Source organism: Pseudoxanthomonas dokdonensis (assembly GCF_001431405.1).
Taxonomy (GTDB): domain Bacteria; phylum Pseudomonadota; class Gammaproteobacteria; order Xanthomonadales; family Xanthomonadaceae; genus Pseudoxanthomonas_A; species Pseudoxanthomonas_A dokdonensis.
The window spans coordinates 1-18,062 of sequence record NZ_LDJL01000006.1 but is presented as its reverse complement, the minus strand read 5'-3'; the positions used below and the strand labels follow the sequence as shown (position 1 = coordinate 18,062).

14 protein-coding genes and 1 pseudogene are annotated in these 18,062 nt (G+C 65.1%); 11 read left to right on the top strand and 4 right to left on the bottom strand.

Features of this window, described 5'->3' with window-relative positions:
- Positions 1 to 64: 64 nt before the first annotated feature.
- The 3 genes from ABB29_RS06450 to ABB29_RS06440 all read right to left on the bottom strand — a co-directional run bounded on the left by ABB29_RS06450 (position 65) and on the right by ABB29_RS06440 (position 3,437).
- Complete coding sequence (locus tag ABB29_RS06450) at positions 65 to 367, bottom strand: hypothetical protein (protein ID WP_057657804.1); 303 nt, start codon at positions 365 to 367, stop codon at positions 65 to 67.
- Positions 361 to 2,742 carry a zinc metalloprotease gene (locus tag ABB29_RS06445; protein ID WP_157062530.1) on the bottom strand — a complete coding sequence of 794 codons (2,382 nt, stop codon included), beginning with the start codon at positions 2,740 to 2,742 and terminating at the stop codon, positions 361 to 363. Before ABB29_RS06445 ends, ABB29_RS06450 begins: the two co-directional genes overlap by 7 nt.
- Before the next feature lie 239 nt (positions 2,743 to 2,981).
- Positions 2,982 to 3,437: a nucleoside deaminase gene (locus tag ABB29_RS06440; protein WP_057657802.1), complete on the bottom strand. Its 456-nt coding sequence runs from the start codon at positions 3,435 to 3,437 to the stop codon at positions 2,982 to 2,984.
- Between the two features lie 113 nt (positions 3,438 to 3,550).
- On the opposite strand from ABB29_RS06440, the gene ABB29_RS06435 reads away from it, so the two are divergent.
- From ABB29_RS06435 to ABB29_RS06415, 5 genes are all read left to right on the top strand, one after another.
- Entirely contained in the window at positions 3,551 to 4,444 is an 894-nt protein-coding gene (locus ABB29_RS06435) for a DUF417 family protein (RefSeq protein ID WP_057657801.1), read from the top strand.
- A 34-nt stretch (positions 4,445 to 4,478) separates the two neighbouring features.
- Positions 4,479 to 5,240: a bifunctional demethylmenaquinone methyltransferase/2-methoxy-6-polyprenyl-1,4-benzoquinol methylase UbiE gene (gene ubiE, locus ABB29_RS06430; RefSeq protein ID WP_057657800.1), complete on the top strand. Its 762-nt coding sequence runs from the start codon at positions 4,479 to 4,481 to the stop codon at positions 5,238 to 5,240.
- A 121-nt stretch (positions 5,241 to 5,361) separates the two neighbouring features.
- On the top strand, positions 5,362 to 7,284 hold the full coding sequence (locus tag ABB29_RS06425) for a M1 family metallopeptidase (protein WP_057657799.1): 1,923 nt from the start codon (positions 5,362 to 5,364) through the stop codon (positions 7,282 to 7,284).
- 130 nt (positions 7,285 to 7,414) lie between these two features.
- A complete protein-coding gene (locus ABB29_RS06420; protein WP_057657854.1) occupies positions 7,415 to 8,137 on the top strand; it encodes a hypothetical protein in 723 nt (240 codons plus the stop codon).
- A 405-nt stretch (positions 8,138 to 8,542) separates the two neighbouring features.
- Positions 8,543 to 9,811: an OprD family outer membrane porin gene (locus ABB29_RS06415; protein WP_083487572.1), complete on the top strand. Its 1,269-nt coding sequence runs from the start codon at positions 8,543 to 8,545 to the stop codon at positions 9,809 to 9,811.
- Positions 9,812 to 9,884: 73 nt separating this feature from the next.
- Here the strand turns inward: ABB29_RS06415 and ABB29_RS06410 are convergent, their stop codons facing one another.
- Positions 9,885 to 10,817 carry a carbohydrate kinase family protein gene (locus tag ABB29_RS06410; RefSeq protein ID WP_057657797.1) on the bottom strand — a complete coding sequence of 311 codons (933 nt, stop codon included), beginning with the start codon at positions 10,815 to 10,817 and terminating at the stop codon, positions 9,885 to 9,887.
- Positions 10,818 to 11,146: 329 nt separating this feature from the next.
- Between ABB29_RS06410 and ABB29_RS06405 the strand changes: the two genes are divergently transcribed.
- The 6 genes and pseudogenes from ABB29_RS06405 to ABB29_RS06380 all read left to right on the top strand — a co-directional run.
- Positions 11,147 to 12,193, top strand: coding sequence for a rod shape-determining protein (locus tag ABB29_RS06405; RefSeq protein WP_057657796.1), 1,047 nt, complete (start codon positions 11,147 to 11,149; stop codon positions 12,191 to 12,193).
- A 200-nt stretch (positions 12,194 to 12,393) separates the two neighbouring features.
- Positions 12,394 to 13,503: a rod shape-determining protein MreC gene (gene mreC / locus ABB29_RS06400; protein WP_083487570.1), complete on the top strand. Its 1,110-nt coding sequence runs from the start codon at positions 12,394 to 12,396 to the stop codon at positions 13,501 to 13,503.
- Complete coding sequence (mreD, locus tag ABB29_RS06395; protein ID WP_057657795.1) at positions 13,500 to 13,979, top strand: rod shape-determining protein MreD; 480 nt, start codon at positions 13,500 to 13,502, stop codon at positions 13,977 to 13,979. The genes mreC and mreD overlap by 4 nt, the downstream gene beginning before the upstream one ends.
- A gap of 4 nt (positions 13,980 to 13,983) precedes the next feature.
- Positions 13,984 to 15,858, top strand: a pseudogene (gene mrdA, locus ABB29_RS06390) (penicillin-binding protein 2); the annotation flags it as partial.
- A gap of 19 nt (positions 15,859 to 15,877) precedes the next feature.
- On the top strand, positions 15,878 to 16,996 hold the full coding sequence (rodA, locus tag ABB29_RS06385) for a rod shape-determining protein RodA (protein WP_057657794.1): 1,119 nt from the start codon (positions 15,878 to 15,880) through the stop codon (positions 16,994 to 16,996).
- 175 nt (positions 16,997 to 17,171) lie between these two features.
- The coding region (locus tag ABB29_RS06380; RefSeq protein ID WP_083487594.1) for a lytic murein transglycosylase at positions 17,172 to 18,062 on the top strand (891 nt) is incomplete at its 3' end.

The following is an 18,062-nucleotide window of genomic DNA, read 5'->3' as shown; positions in this document are numbered from 1 at the left end:
GAACAGAAGCCCGTCAACTGACGGGCTTTTTTCATGAACCTGATCCGGCTGCCGGCGGCAGGCGTCATTCGCCGACGACCGCGAAGAAAATCTGTCCTTCGTACTTGTCGTCCCAGTTGCCGCTCCAGTCGCGCAACCCGAACGTGGCGGTCACGCGCACGCCGTTGCCGATCACATCGGCATCCAGGCGGACATCCAGGTTGCCGAGGTGATGGTCGCCATCGTTGGAAGAGAAGCTCGCGTTGAAGCCGGTCAGGATCGCGGCCGCGGTGCTCAATGGCGCACCAAAGTCGACGTCGGTGGAGGTCTGGCGGGGGCCGGAACCTTCGAAGCGGTTGAAGGTGATGTTGGAATTGCGGATCAGCATGATGGTTTCTCCTTGCACGAGGCGTGCTGTTCGGCCGCCGGCGGTTGGTCGTTACAGGAACGAGTGGGTTTTCGCGGCGGCAGCGTCCGCCGACCGGTGATCTCGACGTCGATTTCAGCCTTGCCGGCGCCCGCATTGATCGCCACCACCCGGGCATTGCGCCGGCTGCCTTGCAACTGCCGTGTATCCAGGCTGCTGCCACGCGCCAGCTCGCCGCCTTTTTCGTCAAACCAGTGGATCTGCGGGTTGCCCAGCGAACGGCCCAGCTGATCGATGGCCCAGGCCCGGCGGACGGGATCATCGCTGGCTCCGACGATCACCCTGACCGGAGGATGCTTGTCCGGATCCGGCGCTTTGCGCAACGGCTCCAGTTGCAGCCCCAGCACTGCGGTGGCCAGGCCGTTGCTGCTCAGGATCCGCAGCTGCAGGGCTTGCCGATGGCTGCGCAGGCGCGCGGGTATGCGCAGCACGGTGTCATGTTGGCGCGGAGCAACGCCACGCCAACTACCGTCGATGTCGTGCCACTGCACGACATGCACGAGCCGATGTTCGTCCTTGGCCGACCATGACAGCAATGCACTGCCGTCCTGCTGTTCGGTTACCGATTCGATGGCCAGTGCCGGCGGTGGCGGGATATCGAAACTGGCAATCGTCTGCGCATGTTCGCGAATCTCCAGCCTGGATGCGCGTCCGCTGTCCAGCGGAACTTCGGCCGACAGATGCATCGGCCAGCACTGCGGCCCGCAATGGAAGCAGTTGCCCGACAACGCCACGCATGCCCGGGACTTGCCCTGTTTGTCGACAACGACCGCATGGAAATCGCTGGTCCGGGTCGCACGCCGTCGCGGGCGTGCGGCGAAGGTGAACGCGTGCGGCAGGGTGACGCTGCGGTCCTCGTCGATATGCACGTCCAGGAACAACAGCGGCACCGCGCGACGGTTCCATTCGGCGGCCGGTTCGCGCAGCGACAGGCGATGGTAGGCGGCACGGTTGGCCGCGGCGGCGCCATCGACCGGATCGCCGCGCGACATCAGCTTGGCATAGGTATACGGGCTGACCCATTTGCCCGGCGAATAGCCCATGAAATCATGCGCTGAAGCGGGGTCGAACACGCGGTTGTTTTCCGGGTCATAGCCGAATTCGCCGATGCTGTCGGAATCGAACAGCGCGTACTGGGGAAAATCGTCATCCTGGTTGGAAGGATTGGCACAGCGACCGCTGTCGTCACAGGGTGCGTGCGGACGGCCGTAAGCATGGCCTGCCTCGTGCGCCGCGGTCACCGTATCGCCGACCATGCCCGAGCCGACGCCATCGCCACCGCAACCGATGAAGTTGCCGAAATTGACGCCGGTGGGCAGCAGTCCGTAATACAGGTCATCCGAGTCGCCGCGCAGATCCTTGAGCTTGCCATTGAGCGATTCGAAGCCGTCGCCGCAGCCGGTGGTATCGGTGGTCACCATGTCTTCGCCGAAATCCAGATCGGTATAGCCGGACAGCAGTACGTCGCCGGTGGGGAAGGTCCGCCGCGCGTAATCGAACGTCTGCAGGGCAGTGCTGGCATCAGGTGCCGGCAGGTCCATGCCCTGGCCGGTGTAGTGGATGCCAACCGCGAATACCCGCATCGGGTTGACGTCGACAAAGCGCAATGTCCTGCGTACCGGCGCCGACGACTGGCCTGGATCAGCGGCATCGAATACACGGATGCGGATGTCGACGCTGCCCCGGCACCAGGCCTCGGGGATGGCGAAATTGAGCGTATGGTCGGCCGAGCCCCGATCTATCTCGCTGTCGCGGCGTGGACTGATGGTGGAGATGGGTGCCAGCACCAGGGTGTTGGCGCCGGACGATACTTCAACTTCGCCCGACAGCCCGGTGATGACCGGCAACGAGGCATCGGCACCATGATCGACATACACGCGCAGGCCGGTGGTCTTGCCGCCGACCAGGCTGATCGCGTTGTCCGGCAGCACGTTGTCGATGTCCAGATGCTGGCTGCTGCGGAACGACTGCGTGGCCTGGTTGGTTTCCACCCCGGTTATCTGCAGGTCGCCACGTGGCGGTGGCAGGCTGGGGTCAACCAGTTCGGCCAGAACGCTGGCCTGTACCGTGCCTGCGTAATCATCATCCCAGTCGCCGGACCAGTCGCGCAGCCCGAACGTGGCCCGCACGGTGACGATGTTGGCCGTGATCTCGGTATCCAGTTTGACCTGCAACCGGCCAAGATGATGGTCATCGCCGCGGAAGCCGGCCGAGTATCCGGCCAGTGCGGCGACTGCGTTGTCCACCGTGCGTGGGAACACGACGGTGGCTTCGGCGGTCCTCGGGCCGCTGCCGCGCATGCGTGGGAAATTCAACGACGTGCTTCTGATCTCCATGGTGAGGTTCTCCGGGCGGGCATTGCGCCGCGCCGTGGGTGGGCATCCAAGGCTGCGCTGCAGCCGCCATTCCCCCTGCGCAGCCCGTCCCTCCAATGCGTCGTGGTGACGGGCTGTTTTCCCTTCTCACGGTTGCGGCGCGCGGAAACGGACAACCGGTCGTCGGCAGGCGAGGCGGGGCGCCAGCTGCGGGTGGGGTGCGTTCGGTTACGCGCAGGCGACCGCCAGCGGAGGGGGCTTCAATCCACGCCGATGTCTTCGTTCCACAGCGCCGGATGGGCGGCGATCCAGTCGCCCAGCAGTTCGATGCATTCGCTGTCGTGCAGATCGATCACGGTGACCCCGGATTCGCGCAGCCAGTCCAGGCCGCCGGCGAAGTTGACCGACTCACCGACCACCACCGTACCGATGTTGAACTGCCGCACCAGCCCGCTGCAGTACCAGCACGGGGCCAGGGTGGTGACCATGATGGTGTCGCGATACGAGCGCTGGCGTCCGGCCTTGCGGAACGCATCGGTTTCGCCGTGGATCGAGGGATCGTCTTCCTGCACGCGACGATTGTGACCGCAGCCCAGCATGTGGCCGTCGCGATGGTACAGCGCCGCACCGATGGGAATACCGCCTTCGGCCAGGCCCTGGCGGGCCTGCACGATGGCGGTCCGCAGCATCGCCGCATAGTCCGGTGTCTGCAACATGTTCGCTCCTCGGCCGCATATGGGTTAAAAGAAAGACATGGATCCGGGCACGTGCGGCGCAACCATTGTCGCCCAAGGTGCCTCTTGTCATGACAACCCGCAAGGAGTGCCGTATGTCCACCACATCGGTTTCAAGTTCGTCCGCTTCCTCTTCGCTGCCCCTGTTCTGGGCAATCACCGCGCGCATCCTCGGCCTGGTCATGGTCTGGTTCGGCTGGATGCGCTTCCAGGCGTTTTCGATCAGCGCGATGGAAAAGCTGCTCGGCCAGTATGCGTGGTTGCCGGATCCGGCCCAGGCGACGGCGCTCAGTTACGGCGTCGGCGGGCTGGAGGTGGCGATCGGCGCGGTCCTGCTGCTGGCACCGGCGGGCGCGGCGCGGCGCTGGGCCGGGCTGGCGGCAGCGCTGTTCTGGGGCTTTGGCCTGTTGTTGCTGCTGGGTACGCCGATGTACGTCCACAACGAGATGTATTCCGGTTTTCCGGTAATCGGCGGTGGCCAGACCCTGCTCAAGCATCTGGGCATTGCCGCGCTGGGACTGGGCGTGTTCTCGTTCCGGCGCCAGCCGGCCCTGCATGGCGCCGCGCTGCTCGGGATGTGGCTGGGGCAGCTGCTGGTGCTGGTCTGGATTGGCGGCATGAAGTTCACCCATCTGGAAGCCGTTGGCATCGAAGGGCTGATGCGCAGCAATCCGTTGTTTTCTTGGCTGTACGGGCTGACCAGCGTGCAGGGCGCATCGATCATCATCGGGGGGATCGAACTGCTGACCGCGGCGCTGATCGCGCTGTGGCCGTGGCGCCCCGGGTTGGCCCGCTGGGGGCTGCTGGCGGCGGTGGCCACGTACCTGCTGACCAATACCTTCATGCTCAGCCTGCCCGGCTGGCAGGAGGGGATGGGCTTCCCCTACATTGGCCGCACCGGTCAGTTCCTGGTCAAGGACCAGCTGCTGCTGCTGGGGGCATTGGCGCTGCTGTTGTCGCGACCGGGCCGGGATACGCCGCCGCGCTGACGCCATCGCCACGCCAGGATGCGATAATCGGCCCATGAGCGAATCCCCCTACAAGACCGGCACCACCCATTTCGGCTTCCGTGACGTGGCCGCCAAGGACAAGCAGAAGCTTGTCGGCGAGGTATTCACCTCGGTGGCCGGCAACTACGACCTGATGAATGACCTGATGAGCCTGGGCATCCATCGGGTCTGGAAGCGCTATTTCGTCGGTACCTGCCAGGTCAAGCGCGGCGACCGCGTGCTGGATCTGGCCGGCGGCACCGGCGACATCGCCGCGCTGCTGAAGGACCGGGTCGGCGACAGCGGCGAGATCGTCCTCGGCGACATCAACGCCGGCATGCTGACGGTGGGCCGGGATCGGCTGACCAACCGTGGCCTGGTCAAGGGACTGGAGTACGTGCAGTGCAATGCCGAGGCCTTGCCGTTCCCGGACAACAGTTTCGACCTGGTCACCATCGCCTTCGGCCTGCGCAATGTCACCGACAAGGCGGCCGGCCTGGCCGAGATGCATCGGGTGCTGAAGGTCGGCGGGCAGGCGCGGGTGCTGGAATTCTCGGAAGTCACGGTGGACTGGTTCAAGCCGGTCTACGACTTCCATTCGTTCAAGATACTGCCGCGGCTGGGCCAGCTGTTCGCCCGCGATGCCGACAGCTACCAGTACCTGGCCGAAAGCATCCGCAAGCATCCGCCACAGGAACAGCTGAAGGCGATGATGGAAGAGGCCGGCTTTGCCCGTGCCAGCTACCGCAACCTGTCGGCCGGCATCGTCGCCATCCATACCGGCTACAAGGTCTGACCAGCGCGCCGGCGGCGCGACCCGCCTGCCGGGCCCGGCGCGCCTGACCGGGAAAAAGGGCATACGACAGCACTGCGGCGGAAAGGTAAACTTGGGCCATCCCCTGTACTGGATATCCCTGATGCGTTCCGTATTGATGATGTTGTCCTGCGCTGCCGTGCTGGCCGCCGGGTGTTCCAAGCAAGCGCCGGAGGCACCGCAAGCCGCCGCGCCCAAGCCGGCCGGCAGCGCCCAGCTGTCGCGCAGCCACGACGAGAATTCCTATGCCGAGCCGGAAAAGGTCGTCATCAAGGACATCGCCCTGGACCTGGCCATCGACTTCGACAAGAAGCAGCTGAGCGGCAGTGCCGTCTACACGCTGGACTGGAAGGACAACGCGGCGCAGCAGTTGTTGCTGGACACCCGCGATCTGACCATCGACAAGGTCGAAGGCAGCGACAAGGCCGGCAGCTGGTCTGAACTGAAGTACGCGCTGGCGCCGGCGGACAAGATCTACGGCAGCAAGCTGACCATCGAAACCCCGCAGCGCAACCCGCAGGTGCGGATCAGCTACAGCACCTCGCCTGACGCTTCCGGCCTGCAGTGGCTGACCCCGGAAATGACCGAAGGCAAGCAGCTGCCTTTCATGTTCAGCCAGTCGCAGGCCATCCATGCGCGTAGCTGGGTGCCGTTGCAGGACACCCCCAGCGTGCGCTTCACCTACAGCGCGCACATCACCAGCCGCCCGGACGTGATGGTGCTGATGAGCGCCAACTCCGATCCCAACGCCGCGCGCGATGGCGACTACGAATTCAAGATGGAACACCCGATTCCGTCCTATCTGCTGGCAATTGCCGCCGGTGACCTGGTGTTCAAGCCGTTGTCCGAACGCAGTGGCGTGTGGGCCGAACCGAGCATGGTCGACAAGGCCGCCAGCGAGTTCGAAGACACCGAAAAGATGATCACCACCGCCGAGGGCCTGTACGGCCCGTATCGCTGGGGCCGCTATGACATCCTGGTGCTGCCGCCGTCGTTCCCGTTTGGTGGCATGGAAAATCCGACCATGACCTTCGCCACCCCGACCGTCATCGTCGGTGACAAGTCGCTGGTCTCGCTGGTCGCCCACGAACTGGCGCACAGCTGGTCGGGCAACCTGGTGACCAACGCCAGCTGGAAGGACATCTGGTTGAACGAAGGCTTCACCACCTACGTCCAGGGCCGCATCACCGAAGCGTTGTACGGCAACGAAATGGCCGAGATGGAGCGCCAGATCGACCAGACCGATCTGTTCAACGACCTCAAGGGCATGTCGCCGGAAGACCAGGAACTGGCGCTGCCGCCGCTGACCGAACGCGATCCCGACGATGCGCTGAGCCAGGTCGCCTACGTCAAGGGTGCCTGGTTCCTGCAGTTCCTCGAACAGCGGTTTGGCCGCGCCATCTTTGATCCGTTCCTGCGTGGCTGGTTTGATGATCATGCGTTCCAGAGCGCCAATACCGATCAGTTCGTGGCCTATCTGAAAAAGAACCTGTTGCCGAAGAGCCCCAACGCAGTCACCGAGGCAGAGTTGAATGCATGGTTGAACGAGCCGGGCATCCCGTCGTTCGCCAGCAAGGCGCAGTCACGCGGCTTTGCCATCACCGACACCGCCCGCATTGCCTGGCTGGGCAGCCACACCTTGCCCAGCGCACAGGTCACCAGTGAGTGGAACACCCAGCAGTGGGTCAATTTCCTCAAGAACATGCCGTCCACGCTCAGCCATGAGCAGCTGGCGCAGCTGGATGCGGCCTATCACTTCACTGGCACCGCCAACGGTGAAATCGCCATGCGCTGGTACCCGCTGACCGTACGCAGCGGTTATGCCGAAGCCAATCCGGAAATGCAGGCGTTCATCGAACGCGTCGGCCGTCGCAAGTTGATCATGCCGATCTACGACGAACTGGTGAAAACCCCGGAAGGACTGGCCATGGCCCAGGAGAGTTTTGCCCGCGCCAAGCCCGGTTACCATCCGATCACCACCGGTTCGGTGCAGGCGCTGCTGGATAAGGCCAACGCCGGCAAGTAAGCCCGCCGCCGTCCGTGCTGCAGGAAACGGCCACCGCGAGGTGGCCGTTTTCATTTTCGTCGCCAACACTTCGGGATCCCGGCCGGCACTTGACGATATCCTGTGTGGATACCGCAACAAGGAAACCGCCATGAACAAACCCGTGTTGATGCTGGCCTGCGTGCTGGCCCTGGCCGCCTGTGGGGATCGCCAGGCCGAACAGGCCGCCGCCGCCGCTGCCCAGGCCCGCCAGCAGGAGCAGCAGGCCGAAGAACTCGGCAAGCGCTTTGACAGCGCGGTAGCTGGCGGCGACTGGGACATGGCCCGGATCCACGGTGTCGCGTTGCTGGATCAGTATCCGAAAAGCGCCACCGCCAAGCGCATCGCGCCGAAGGTCGAGGAGATCAAGGCCAAGGCCGAGGCCGAGCGCGAGCAGCGCCGGCTGGACAATCTGTGGGCCTACGCCCAGGTCAACGCTGCCGGTGGCATCCAGCGTTCAGCGATGATCTACAGCCAGGACAACGTGGATGTCGATGGCAGCGGCGCCAAGCCGGTGCAGCTGGTGTTCCGCGATCATCCCAAGTGGAAGCGCAGCAGTTATCTGGTCCTGCAGGGCGGCGATTTCGCCAAGGCCTGCTACCGCAGCTGCCCGGTGACGGTGGTGGTCGATGACGGCAAGCCACGCAGGATGAGCGCCAACCGGCCGGATACCGATGAAGCGATCGCCATGTTCATCGATGATGACAAGACCCTGTGGAAACTGGCGGGTGAGGCCAAGCGTCTGCAAATCAGCTTCCCGCTGGCCAACGGCGACAGCCCGACCGTGATCTTCGAAACCGGTGGCCTCGATCCGAAGCAGATGCCCGGCTGGTGAACCTGGCGGGCGTCAACCAGCCGTGCTCCGGCGCGGCTGGCATCGCCTCGCACCGGCATGATCGCGCCATGACGCCGCGCTGATTGTTACTTTGCCCGCACTTCCGCGCAGGTTTGAATGTGCAGTTGGTATTCCTCGGCAATACCAAACGGCTGCTAATCAGCGGCAAAACCGCGCATTGGTTACCCCGGATTGTTGGCAGCATCATATGTACCTCGCACGGGTGGCCGTCGCCGCCGTCGATCGCTAGGGTCTGGCCATTCGTTGCGGAACGGTGGACCGGCCGCCTGTAGCGTCGGCGAGACAAGACACCGCGCATGCCGTCGCCACGTCCCCGGCGCAGGGCCCGCCACCGTATCGCAACGACCCACCGCTGCGAGCCCGCCAGGCGGGTGACGAGGAACCATGGCTGTGAACAATCCCGGGTCATGCCTGTCGCTGTGCATGGCCGTCGTGTGCGCGCTGGCAGCGCCGGTAGCGCTGGCCGGGGAGGGCCTGGCCGGCGACGCCAGTGCTTCGCTGCAGGCGCGCAACTTCTATCTCAACCGGGCCTTCGACAGGGTCCCGCCCGGCGCCCAGCAAAAACGCGACGAGTGGGCGCAGGGCTTCATGCTGCGGCTGCATTCGGGCTATACCGGCGGGCCGATCGGGTTCGCCATCGAAGGCTATGGCGCCACTGCGATCAAGCTGGATTCGACGCCGGCGCACGCGGGCAGTGGCCTGCTCGACAGCCACTATGGCGAGCGCGCGCCGGCGGTGGCGGCGGAAGGCTATCTCACCGCCAAGGCGCGGTCCGGCAAGACCACGCTGGCAGTCGGTGGCATGGAGCTGCAGACGCCGGTGCTCGGCAGCGTCGACATCTTCCTGCTGCCACAGTGGTTTGAAGGCAGCCTGCTGCGTGCGCAGGGTGTCGGCAAGTTCGATTTCGAAGCCGGGGTGATCCACCGGATCAATCAGAGCGGCGCTTCGGACAGTGATGACCTCTCGATTACCGGTCCGGCCGCGCTCAACATCGATTTCGCCGACGGACCACGCAGCAGCGATCGCTTCAGCCTGATCGGCACCACCTTCAGGCCGCTGCCGCCGCTGTCGCTGTCCTATCACTACGGGCAACTCGACAACCTGTATCGCCAGCAGGTGTTCAATGCCGCTGGCTGGTGGCCGGTGGATGGCCGCGCCAGGGCACTGGGGGTGGAGGCACGTTACCTGGATACCGGCAGCCAGGGCGTGACCAATATCGACAACCGCGCCTGGGCTGCGCGGTTTTCCTACCACTTCGACCATCTCAAGCTCAGCGCGTCCTACCAGGACATGAGTGGCAGCACCGGCTATCCCTACATCAACAGCTCCAATGCGTATCTGTTCAATTTCGTTGAACTGAATGCCTTCAACCACAAGGACGAGCAGTCCTGGCAACTGCGCTTCGATTACGATTTCGCCGGGCTGCCGGGCCTGAGCTTCATGACCCGCTATGTCAGCGGTGACAGCATCGATGTCGGAACCGGCATCGAAGGCCGCGAATGGGAGCGCGACAGCGATCTCCAGTACGTGTTCAAGCAAGGCCTATTGCGCAATGTCAGCCTGCGCTGGCGCAATGCCACGGTACGCAAGAATTTCGGTCCCGACGTCGATGAGCACCGGGTGATCATCAACTACACCATCGACCTGCTGTAACCAGCGGCCACGGCGCGGCGAGCGCGATGCCGCGCTTGCCAATCAAGGGCGGCGTGGCAGCGGGGCGGCGGGCTTACAGCGCGTAGCCGAACTGTTGCTTGAACTGCTCGTTGAACTCGTCGAAGGTGAAGCGCTGGTTCTGGGTACCGGGGTGTTCAACCTTCAAGGCGCCCATCAGGTTGCCCATGCGGCCGATGGTCAGCCAGTCGCAGCCTTTTTCGATGCCGTGGATGAGGCCGGCGCGGAAGGCGTCGCCACAGCCGGTCGGGTCGACCACACGGCGTTCGTGTGCCGGCGGCACGTCGTAGGTGCGCTCGGGGGTGTGGATCAGCGCGCCCTTCGGGCCCTGGGTGGTGATGTAGGCCTTGACCCGCTGCACGATGTCCTTCTCGTCCCAGCCGGTGCGCTCCTGCAGCAGGTTGGATTCGTAGTCGTTGACGACCACGTAGTCGGCCTGTTCGATGAAGGTGCGCAGTTCCGGGCCATTGAACAATGGCATCGCCTGGCCCGGATCGAAGATGAAGGGCACGCCGCCATCGCTGAACTCCTGCGAGTTCTGGATCATGCCCTCGCGGCCGTCCGGGCCGACCAGGCCGATGGTGACGCCAGGGACGTCCTTCACGTGGTTTTCGTAGGAGCGCATCATCGCGCCCGGATGGAAAGCGGTGATCTGGTTGTTGTCGTGGTCGGTGGTGATGAACGCCTGCGGGGTGAACAGCTCATCGATCACCTTGACCTGCGACAGGTCGATGCCCAGGCCCTCGAAATATTCGCGATACGGGCCGAAGTCCTGGCCGACCGTGCCCATCGGGATCGGCTTGCCGCCGAGCAGGTGCAGGTTGTAGGCGATGTTGCCGGCGCAGCCACCGAACTCGCGGCGCATGCGCGGGACCAGGAACGACACGTTCAGGATGTGCACCTTGTCCGGCAGGATATGGTTCTTGAACTGGTCCGGGAACACCATGATGGTGTCGTAGGCAAGGGAACCACAAATCAGTGCGGACATCGGCAAGGCTCGGATGATGGGCAGCGGAAGGACGCACCAGGGCGGTCCGCTGACCGGCGGAACAATGCCCGCAAGCGGGCGCATATCGGGTAAAGGTTACCGGTTGGGCCGCGCCGGGGCCAGTCTTGACCGCCGGGTGGCAGGTCCGGCGGCGACCGCCAGGGTCTTCACGCCGAGGTCGCCGGACGCTTGCCCGAGCCCTTGAACATGCGGGTTTTACGCTATTTTTCCTTGCTGCTGCGCGGCCGGATTGCTAGTCTAGCGGACCTTGTTTTGCCCAAAAATTCGCCAGCCTCCGGCGACTTCCCTCTGCAGGATTATTTTCCCCCATGTTCAAAAAGCTCCGCGGCATGTTTTCCAATGACCTGTCCATCGATCTGGGCACCGCCAATACATTGATCTACGTGCGGGGGCAGGGAATCGTGCTGAACGAGCCATCGGTGGTGGCGGTGCGCCAGGATCGCGCCATCGGCGGCTCGCGTTCGGTCGCCGCGGTCGGTGCCGAGGCCAAGCAGATGCTCGGCCGTACCCCCGGCCACATCACCACCATCCGGCCGATGAAGGATGGCGTGATCGCCGACTTCACCTACACCGAGGCGATGCTCAAGCACTTCATCAAGAAGGTCCACAAGTCGCGTTTCCTGCGCCCGAGCCCGCGCGTGCTGGTCTGCGTGCCGGCCGGCAGCACCCAGGTCGAGCGCCGCGCGATCAAGGAATCGGCCGAAGAAGCAGGTGCCCGCGACGTCTACCTGATTGAAGAGCCGATGGCCGCCGCGATCGGCGCTGGCATGCCGGTGACCGAAGCCCGGGGCTCGATGGTCATCGACATCGGCGGCGGCACCACCGAAGTGGCGGTCATCTCGCTGAACGGCATCGTCTATTCGCAGTCGGTGCGCATCGGCGGCGATCGCTTTGACGAATCGATCACCAACTACGTGCGCCGCAACCACGGCATGCTGATCGGCGAGGCCACCGCCGAGCGGATCAAGCTGGAAATCGGCTGTGCCTATCCGCAGCCGGAAGTGCAGGAGATGGAAATCTCCGGCCGCAACCTCGCCGAAGGCGTGCCGAAGATGATCAAGATCAACTCCAACGAAGTGCTGGAAGCGCTGCACGAGCCGCTGTCGGGCATCGTCAGCGCGGTCAAGCTGGCGCTGGAGCAGACGCCGCCGGAACTGTGCGCCGACGTCGCCGAGCGCGGCATCGTGCTGACCGGTGGCGGTGCCCTGCTGCGCGAACTGGACCGGCTGATTTCCGAGGAAACCGGCCTGCACGTACAGGTCGCCGACGATCCGTTGACCTGCGTGGCCCGCGGCGGTGGCCGCGCGCTGGAACTGGTCGACATGCACGGCAACGAATTCTTCGCGCCGGAATGATCCACGCGGCGGTCGCCACGGTGCTGGCGAGCGCAAACGAGTGTGATCTCGCAAATGGCATGCGCGCCAGCGCGCACGCCGACCCACGCAGGTTCCATTCACTGCCGCCGATGGCCTTGCCGCCCGCCGCGCGGCTTGCGTATCACCCGGGTTCACGGCACCTTGACCCTCTTATCGCTGAACCATCCTGACTACCGCCAGTGCCGTCCTACGCCGGTCCACCCGTTTCCGCCCGCCAGGGTGATGTCGCCAGCACGCTGCGCCTGCTGGCGTATCTTGCGTTGACGTTGTGCCTGATCTTCCTGGATCACCGCGGTGGCTGGCTCAGCCAGGTGCGGGCGCAGGCCAATGTGTTGACCCAGCCGCTGTGGTGGCTGGCCGGCCTGCCGGGGCGGGTTGGTACGCGGGTACAGGACGACGCGGTCAGCCGCGGTCGGCTGATGGAGGAAAACCGCCAGCTGCGCAACGATCTGCTGATCGCCAATGCACGCTTGACCCGCCTGCAGACCGCCGCCAGCGACAACACCAAGCTGCGCGCATTGCTGGGCGTGGCCGAAAGCCGCGGCCTCGACGTGCAACTGGCGCCGATCCTCAACATCGACCTGGATCCGACCCGGCAACGACTGGTGCTGGATGCCGGCAGGCGTGAGGGTGTGCGCATGGGTCAGGCGGTGATCGACGACGGCGGCCTGATCGGCCAGATCATCGGTCTGACCCCCAATCATTCGACGGTGCTGCTGCTGACCGACGCCGACCACGCGGTGCCGGTAGTGATCGCGCGCAACGGGGTGCGCCTGATTGCCTACGGCCGTGGCCGTATCGACCAGTTGGAGATCGCCGACATTCCACTCAACACCGGGGTCGAAGTCGGTGATCTCATCGTTACCTCGGGCCTGGGCGGGCGGTTCCCGCCGGGGTTTCCGGTCGGCACGGTGACCACGTTGCGGCCGGACGACAGCCACGCATTTCTGATCGCCGAACTGCGGCCGGCGGCGCGGCTGGATCGTGGCCGCGACGTACTGCTGCTGCGCTCGGCGCCGCCGCAACCGCTGCCTGCTGCTACTGCCGACCCGCAAGCGTCCGCGCCGGCTGGCACGCCGGATCAGGCGGCAGGCGAGTCAGCCAGCGCCGGCGATGATGCGCCGGCGCTCGCTGGCGATGGCGCCAAGCCCACGCCGGCGCCCGCCAGCGGCCGCCAGACGCCAGCCAATCCGGGAACCCGGCCGGCAGCCAACGACGCATCGCCGGCGCCGGATTCAACAAAGCCTGCGCCAGCACCGGCGCCGCCCCCGGCGGAGGTGCGCCGATGAGCCGGCCACGTTCGGGCTGGGTATTGCCGGTCAGCATCCTGCTGGCGTTGCTGCTGGGCCTGCTGCCGCTGCCGACCGCGCTGATGCCGTTGCGGCCGTACTGGCTGGCGCTGGTGATGGCCTACTGGATCATCGAAACCCCCGAGCGCGCCGGCCTCGGCCTGGCGCTGGTGGTCGGTTTGATCGCGGATCTGATGTTCGGGTCGCTGCTGGGCGAACAGGCCCTGCGGCTGGTCATCATGGCCTTCATCCTGCAGCGCTTCCGCGCCCGCCTGCGGTTCTTCCCGCTGTCACAACAGGCGCTGGCGATGGGCGCGCTGCTGCTCAACGACCGCATCGTCGATGCCGCCGTGCATCTGGCGCTGGGCCTGCCGGTGCTGCCGTGGAATTACTGGTGGGCGCCATTGCTGGGCATGCTGCTGTGGCCGCTGGTGTACCTGCTGCTGGACGCGCTGCGCCAGAACAAGCGCGGTTGATGTGATGAAACCGCGCCGGATCAGCAAGGACCCGCATGCCGAGGCCGAACAGTTCCGTCGGCGGGCGGTGCTGGGGCTGGTGGTGGTCACCCTGGCCCTGTTCGGGCTCGGCGGCTGGTACTTCAAGCTGCAGGTGCTGGACCACGACGAATACGCCACCCGTTCCGAGGCCAACCGGATCAAACCGCGGCCGGTGGTGCCCGGGCGCGGCATGATCTACGACCGCAACGGCAAGCTGCTGGCCGAGAACATCCCGGCCTACCGGCTCGATGTCACCCCCGACAAGGTCGTCGACACCGAGCGCATGCTGGCCGGTCTGGGCCGGATCATCGCGCTGGACCCGGCGGACATCGAGCACTACCGCAAGACCCGCAAGAGCGCCCGCGGCTTTCGCCCGATCACGCTGAAGCTGCGCCTGGACGAAAACGAGATGGCGCGCTTCGCCGTCGATCGCTGGCGCTACCCGGGGGTGGAAGTAGTGCCTTACCTGACCCGCCATTACCCGTACGGGCCATTGTTCGCCCACGTCATCGGCTACGTTGGCCGCATCGACGAGAAGGATCTGGAAGGCCTGACCGAGGCCGAAAGCGCGCTTACCCACATCGGCAAGACCGGGCTCGAGCGCTATTACGAAGAACAACTGCGCGGCAAGGTCGGCTACGAAAAGGTCGAGACCAATGTCGAAGGTCGCGCGCTGGGCGTGGTCGGACGGGTGCCGGCCACCCCGGGCCAGGACCTCAAGCTCAGCATCGATGTCGAATTGCAGCAGGCGATGGTGGCCGCGTTCGGTGACCTGGAAGGTTCGGCCATCGCGCTGGACCCGCGCACCGGCGAAGTGCTGGCGATGGTCAGCATTCCCAGCTACGACCCCAATCTGTTCGTCAACGGCATCTCCACCCGCGATTTCAAGCTGCTCAACGAAAGCCCGTCACGACCGCAGTTCAACCGCCTGGTGCTGGGCGGGGTGGCGCCGGGGTCGACCATCAAGCCGCTGCTCGGTCTGGCCGGGCTGGACAGCGGCACCCGCCGTCCCGAGGATCGGGTGCTGTCGACCGGCATGTTCTACCTGCCGGGGACCTCGCGCGGCTGGGGCGATTCGCACCGTGGCGGCCACGGCTGGACCGATCTGCGCAAGTCCATCGCCCAGTCGGTCAACACCTACTATTACAAGCTGTCGCTGGACATGGGCATCGACAAGATCGACGACTACATGTCGCGCTACGGTTTCGGCCATCCCACCGGCATTGATCTGACCGGCGAGATTGACGGCATCCTGCCGTCGCCGGCCTACAAGCTGCGCGCCAAGAAGGAACGCTGGTACCCCGGCGATACCGTCAACGCCAGCATCGGCCAGGGCGACTGGAAAGTGACCCCGCTGCAACTGGTGCGGGCGACCGCCGGGATTGCCGACGGCCAGTTGCGGCGACCACATCTGGTCGATGAGGTACGCACCGGGTTTGACGGCCAATGGACGCCACTGCCGCAGCCGGGCGGGGACCCGATCAGTCCCAACCCGGGCAATCTGCAGGCGGTACGCGAAGGCATGATGGCGACGATGCTGCCGGGTGGCACCGGTTATTCGTTTGCCCGTGGCATGGCTTACCAGGCCGCCGGCAAGACCGGCACCGCCCAGGTCACCAGCCGCCGTGGCACCGCCGCGGTCAATCCCAAGAGCCTGCCGATGCACCTGCGCCACCGCGCCCTGTTCGTTGGTTTCGCACCGGCGCAGGATCCGACCATCGCATTGGCGGTAGCGGTCGAAGGCGGCGGTTACGGCGCCAGTACCGCCGGCCCGATCGCGCGCAAGATCCTGGATGCGTGGCTGCTGGGCAAGATGCCCGAGCCCGATGCCGACGCAGCGGCAGCCGCCGCCGTCGGTTCGACGCAGGAGACCCCGGATGAGTGAAATCCTGCGCTGGCTGTTCGGCCTGATTCGCTACTTCCTGCGCTCGCTGGACTGGCCGTTGCTGCTGGCATTGCTGAGCCTGATGGGCATCGGCCTGGCGGTGTTGTACAGCGCCGGTGGTGACGCCCAGGGTACTCATCTGATGCTGGCCCAGGGCGCGCGCTTCGCGGTCGGACTGGTGGCGATGTGGGCGCTGTCGCGGGTCTCGGTGATCCGCCTGCGCGCATGGTCGCCGGGGGTGTTCGCGCTGACCTTCATTCCGCTGATCATCGTGCTGTTCGTCGGCACCGGCAAACATGGCCACCTCTGGATCGATCTGAAGCTGTTCTACCTGCAGCCATCGGAACTGTTGAAGATCAGCCTGCCGATGATGATGGCCTGGTATCTCAACCGGCAACCGCTGCCGCCGCGGATCAGGACCGTGCTGGTCGCGGCGTTGATCATCGGCGTGCCGACCTGCCTGATTCTGCTGCAGCCTGATTTCGGCACCGCGATGCTGGTCGCCACCAGTGGCGTGTTCGCGTTGCTGCTGGCTGGACTGCCGTGGTGGTGGGTCGGGCTCGGTCTAAGCGCGGTCGCCGCGGCCGCGCCGGTGGCCTGGTTCTGGTTCCTGCGCCAATACCAGAAGGACCGCATCCTGACCTTCCTCAATCCGGAGAACGATCCGCTCGGCACCGGCTGGAACATCATCCAGTCCAAGATCGCGATCGGCGGCGGCGGCCTGACCGGCAAGGGCTGGGGCCAGGGCTCGCAATCGCACCTGGACTTCCTGCCCGAACACACCACCGACTTCATCTTCGCGGTGTTGTCGGAAGAGTTCGGCTGGATCGGCGTGGCGGTGGTGCTGGCGCTGTACCTGTTCGTGGTCTGGCGCTGTCTGTGGATTGCGATGGACGCACGCGATACCTATTCACGGTTGCTGGCCGGCTCGCTGGGGCTGGCGTTCTTCGTCTACGTCATCGTCAATGGCGGCATGATCTCGGGCCTGCTGCCGGTGGTCGGGGTGCCGATGCCATTGCTCAGCTACGGCGGCACCTCGGCGGTATCGCTGCTGGCCGGACTGGGCCTGGTGATGGCGGTACGCGCGCACCGGCCGGTACACGGTTACTAGCGCACCGCACGCAGCTGGCTTGCGATGTTGCGTTCAACGCTCCCACACAGGACTCTCTGACAACATGGAAAAGGAAACCCGACGGATGCAGAAACGTTTGCCAGCCACACCGCACATCGGTCAGTCCATTGGCGATTCACGAAAGCATGTGAATCGCGTGCTAACCTCCGCCGCGATGATCCGATATTCACTTGTCAGCGTACTGACCTTCGGCCTGGTTGCCTGCGCGACCCCGCCACCGTCCCCGTCTCCACAAGCGACGACGATCGAACAACCCGCCGCGCCGGCAACAGCCAGGCAGTCGCCAGCGGAAACCTCGGTCGAGAAAGTCGAGACCCCGGTCGATCTGACCCCGGTGCCCTACGAAGTGGCCCGCGCCGCTTTCATTCGCGATACCGCCGCCAGGTACGGTATCGAGCCGGCACATATCGAAGCGATCCTGGCCCAGGCCAACAAGCGCGATGACATCATCAGCCTGATGTCGCGCCCGGCCGAGCGGGTCAAGCCGTGGAGCGAATACCGCCCCAACTTCATCACCAGTGCCCGCATCAGCGGTGGCCAGGCGTTCATGGCCAAGCACCATGACGAACTGATGCGCGCGCAGCAGCAACATGGCGTGCCGGCCGAGATCATCACCGCCATCGTCGGCGTCGAGACCAGCTACGGCGGCTACATCGGCAAGCACCGGGTGCTGGATGCGCTGTATACGCTGGGCTTCTTCTATCCGCGCAGCGGCAATCCGGATCGTGCCGCCTACGAGCAGCGCCGCGAGTTGTTCTTCCGTGACGAGCTGGCGCAGTTGTTCGCCATCGGCAAGGAAACCGGGGTCGACATCACCAGCCTGATTGGCAGCTATGCCGGCGCGATGGGGATGGGCCAGTTCATGCCATCGAGCTACCGCGAGTTCGCGATCGATGGCGATGGCGATGGCCGCGTCGATCTGTACAAGAGCTATCCCGATGTATTCGCCTCGATCGCCAATTACTTCCGCAAGAAGGGTGGCGAGCAGGGTGGCTGGGTGCCGGGTGCACCGGTGGTGGCGCGGGCCCGGCTGCAGCCGGGCTTT

Bases quoted from the DNA above. Each gene is read 5' to 3' on its own strand.
- rodA (WP_057657794.1), top strand. From the start codon at position 15,878: ATGAGTGAAATCCTGCGCTGGCTGTTCGGCCTGATTCGCTACTTCCTG.
- ABB29_RS06410 (WP_057657797.1), bottom strand. From the start codon at position 10,817: ATGTCCGCACTGATTTGTGGTTCCCTTGCCTACGACACCATCATGGTG.
- mreD (WP_057657795.1), top strand. From the start codon at position 13,500: ATGAGCCGGCCACGTTCGGGCTGGGTATTGCCGGTCAGCATCCTGCTG.
- ABB29_RS06445 (WP_157062530.1), bottom strand. From the start codon at position 2,742: ATGGAGATCAGAAGCACGTCGTTGAATTTCCCACGCATGCGCGGCAGC.
- ABB29_RS06435 (WP_057657801.1), top strand. From the start codon at position 3,551: ATGTCCACCACATCGGTTTCAAGTTCGTCCGCTTCCTCTTCGCTGCCC.
- ABB29_RS06440 (WP_057657802.1), bottom strand. From the start codon at position 3,437: ATGTTGCAGACACCGGACTATGCGGCGATGCTGCGGACCGCCATCGTG.
- ABB29_RS06420 (WP_057657854.1), top strand. From the start codon at position 7,415: ATGAACAAACCCGTGTTGATGCTGGCCTGCGTGCTGGCCCTGGCCGCC.
- ABB29_RS06405 (WP_057657796.1), top strand. From the start codon at position 11,147: ATGTTCAAAAAGCTCCGCGGCATGTTTTCCAATGACCTGTCCATCGAT.
- ABB29_RS06450 (WP_057657804.1), bottom strand. From the start codon at position 367: ATGCTGATCCGCAATTCCAACATCACCTTCAACCGCTTCGAAGGTTCC.
- ubiE (WP_057657800.1), top strand. From the start codon at position 4,479: ATGAGCGAATCCCCCTACAAGACCGGCACCACCCATTTCGGCTTCCGT.
- ABB29_RS06415 (WP_083487572.1), top strand. From the start codon at position 8,543: ATGGCTGTGAACAATCCCGGGTCATGCCTGTCGCTGTGCATGGCCGTC.
- ABB29_RS06425 (WP_057657799.1), top strand. From the start codon at position 5,362: ATGCGTTCCGTATTGATGATGTTGTCCTGCGCTGCCGTGCTGGCCGCC.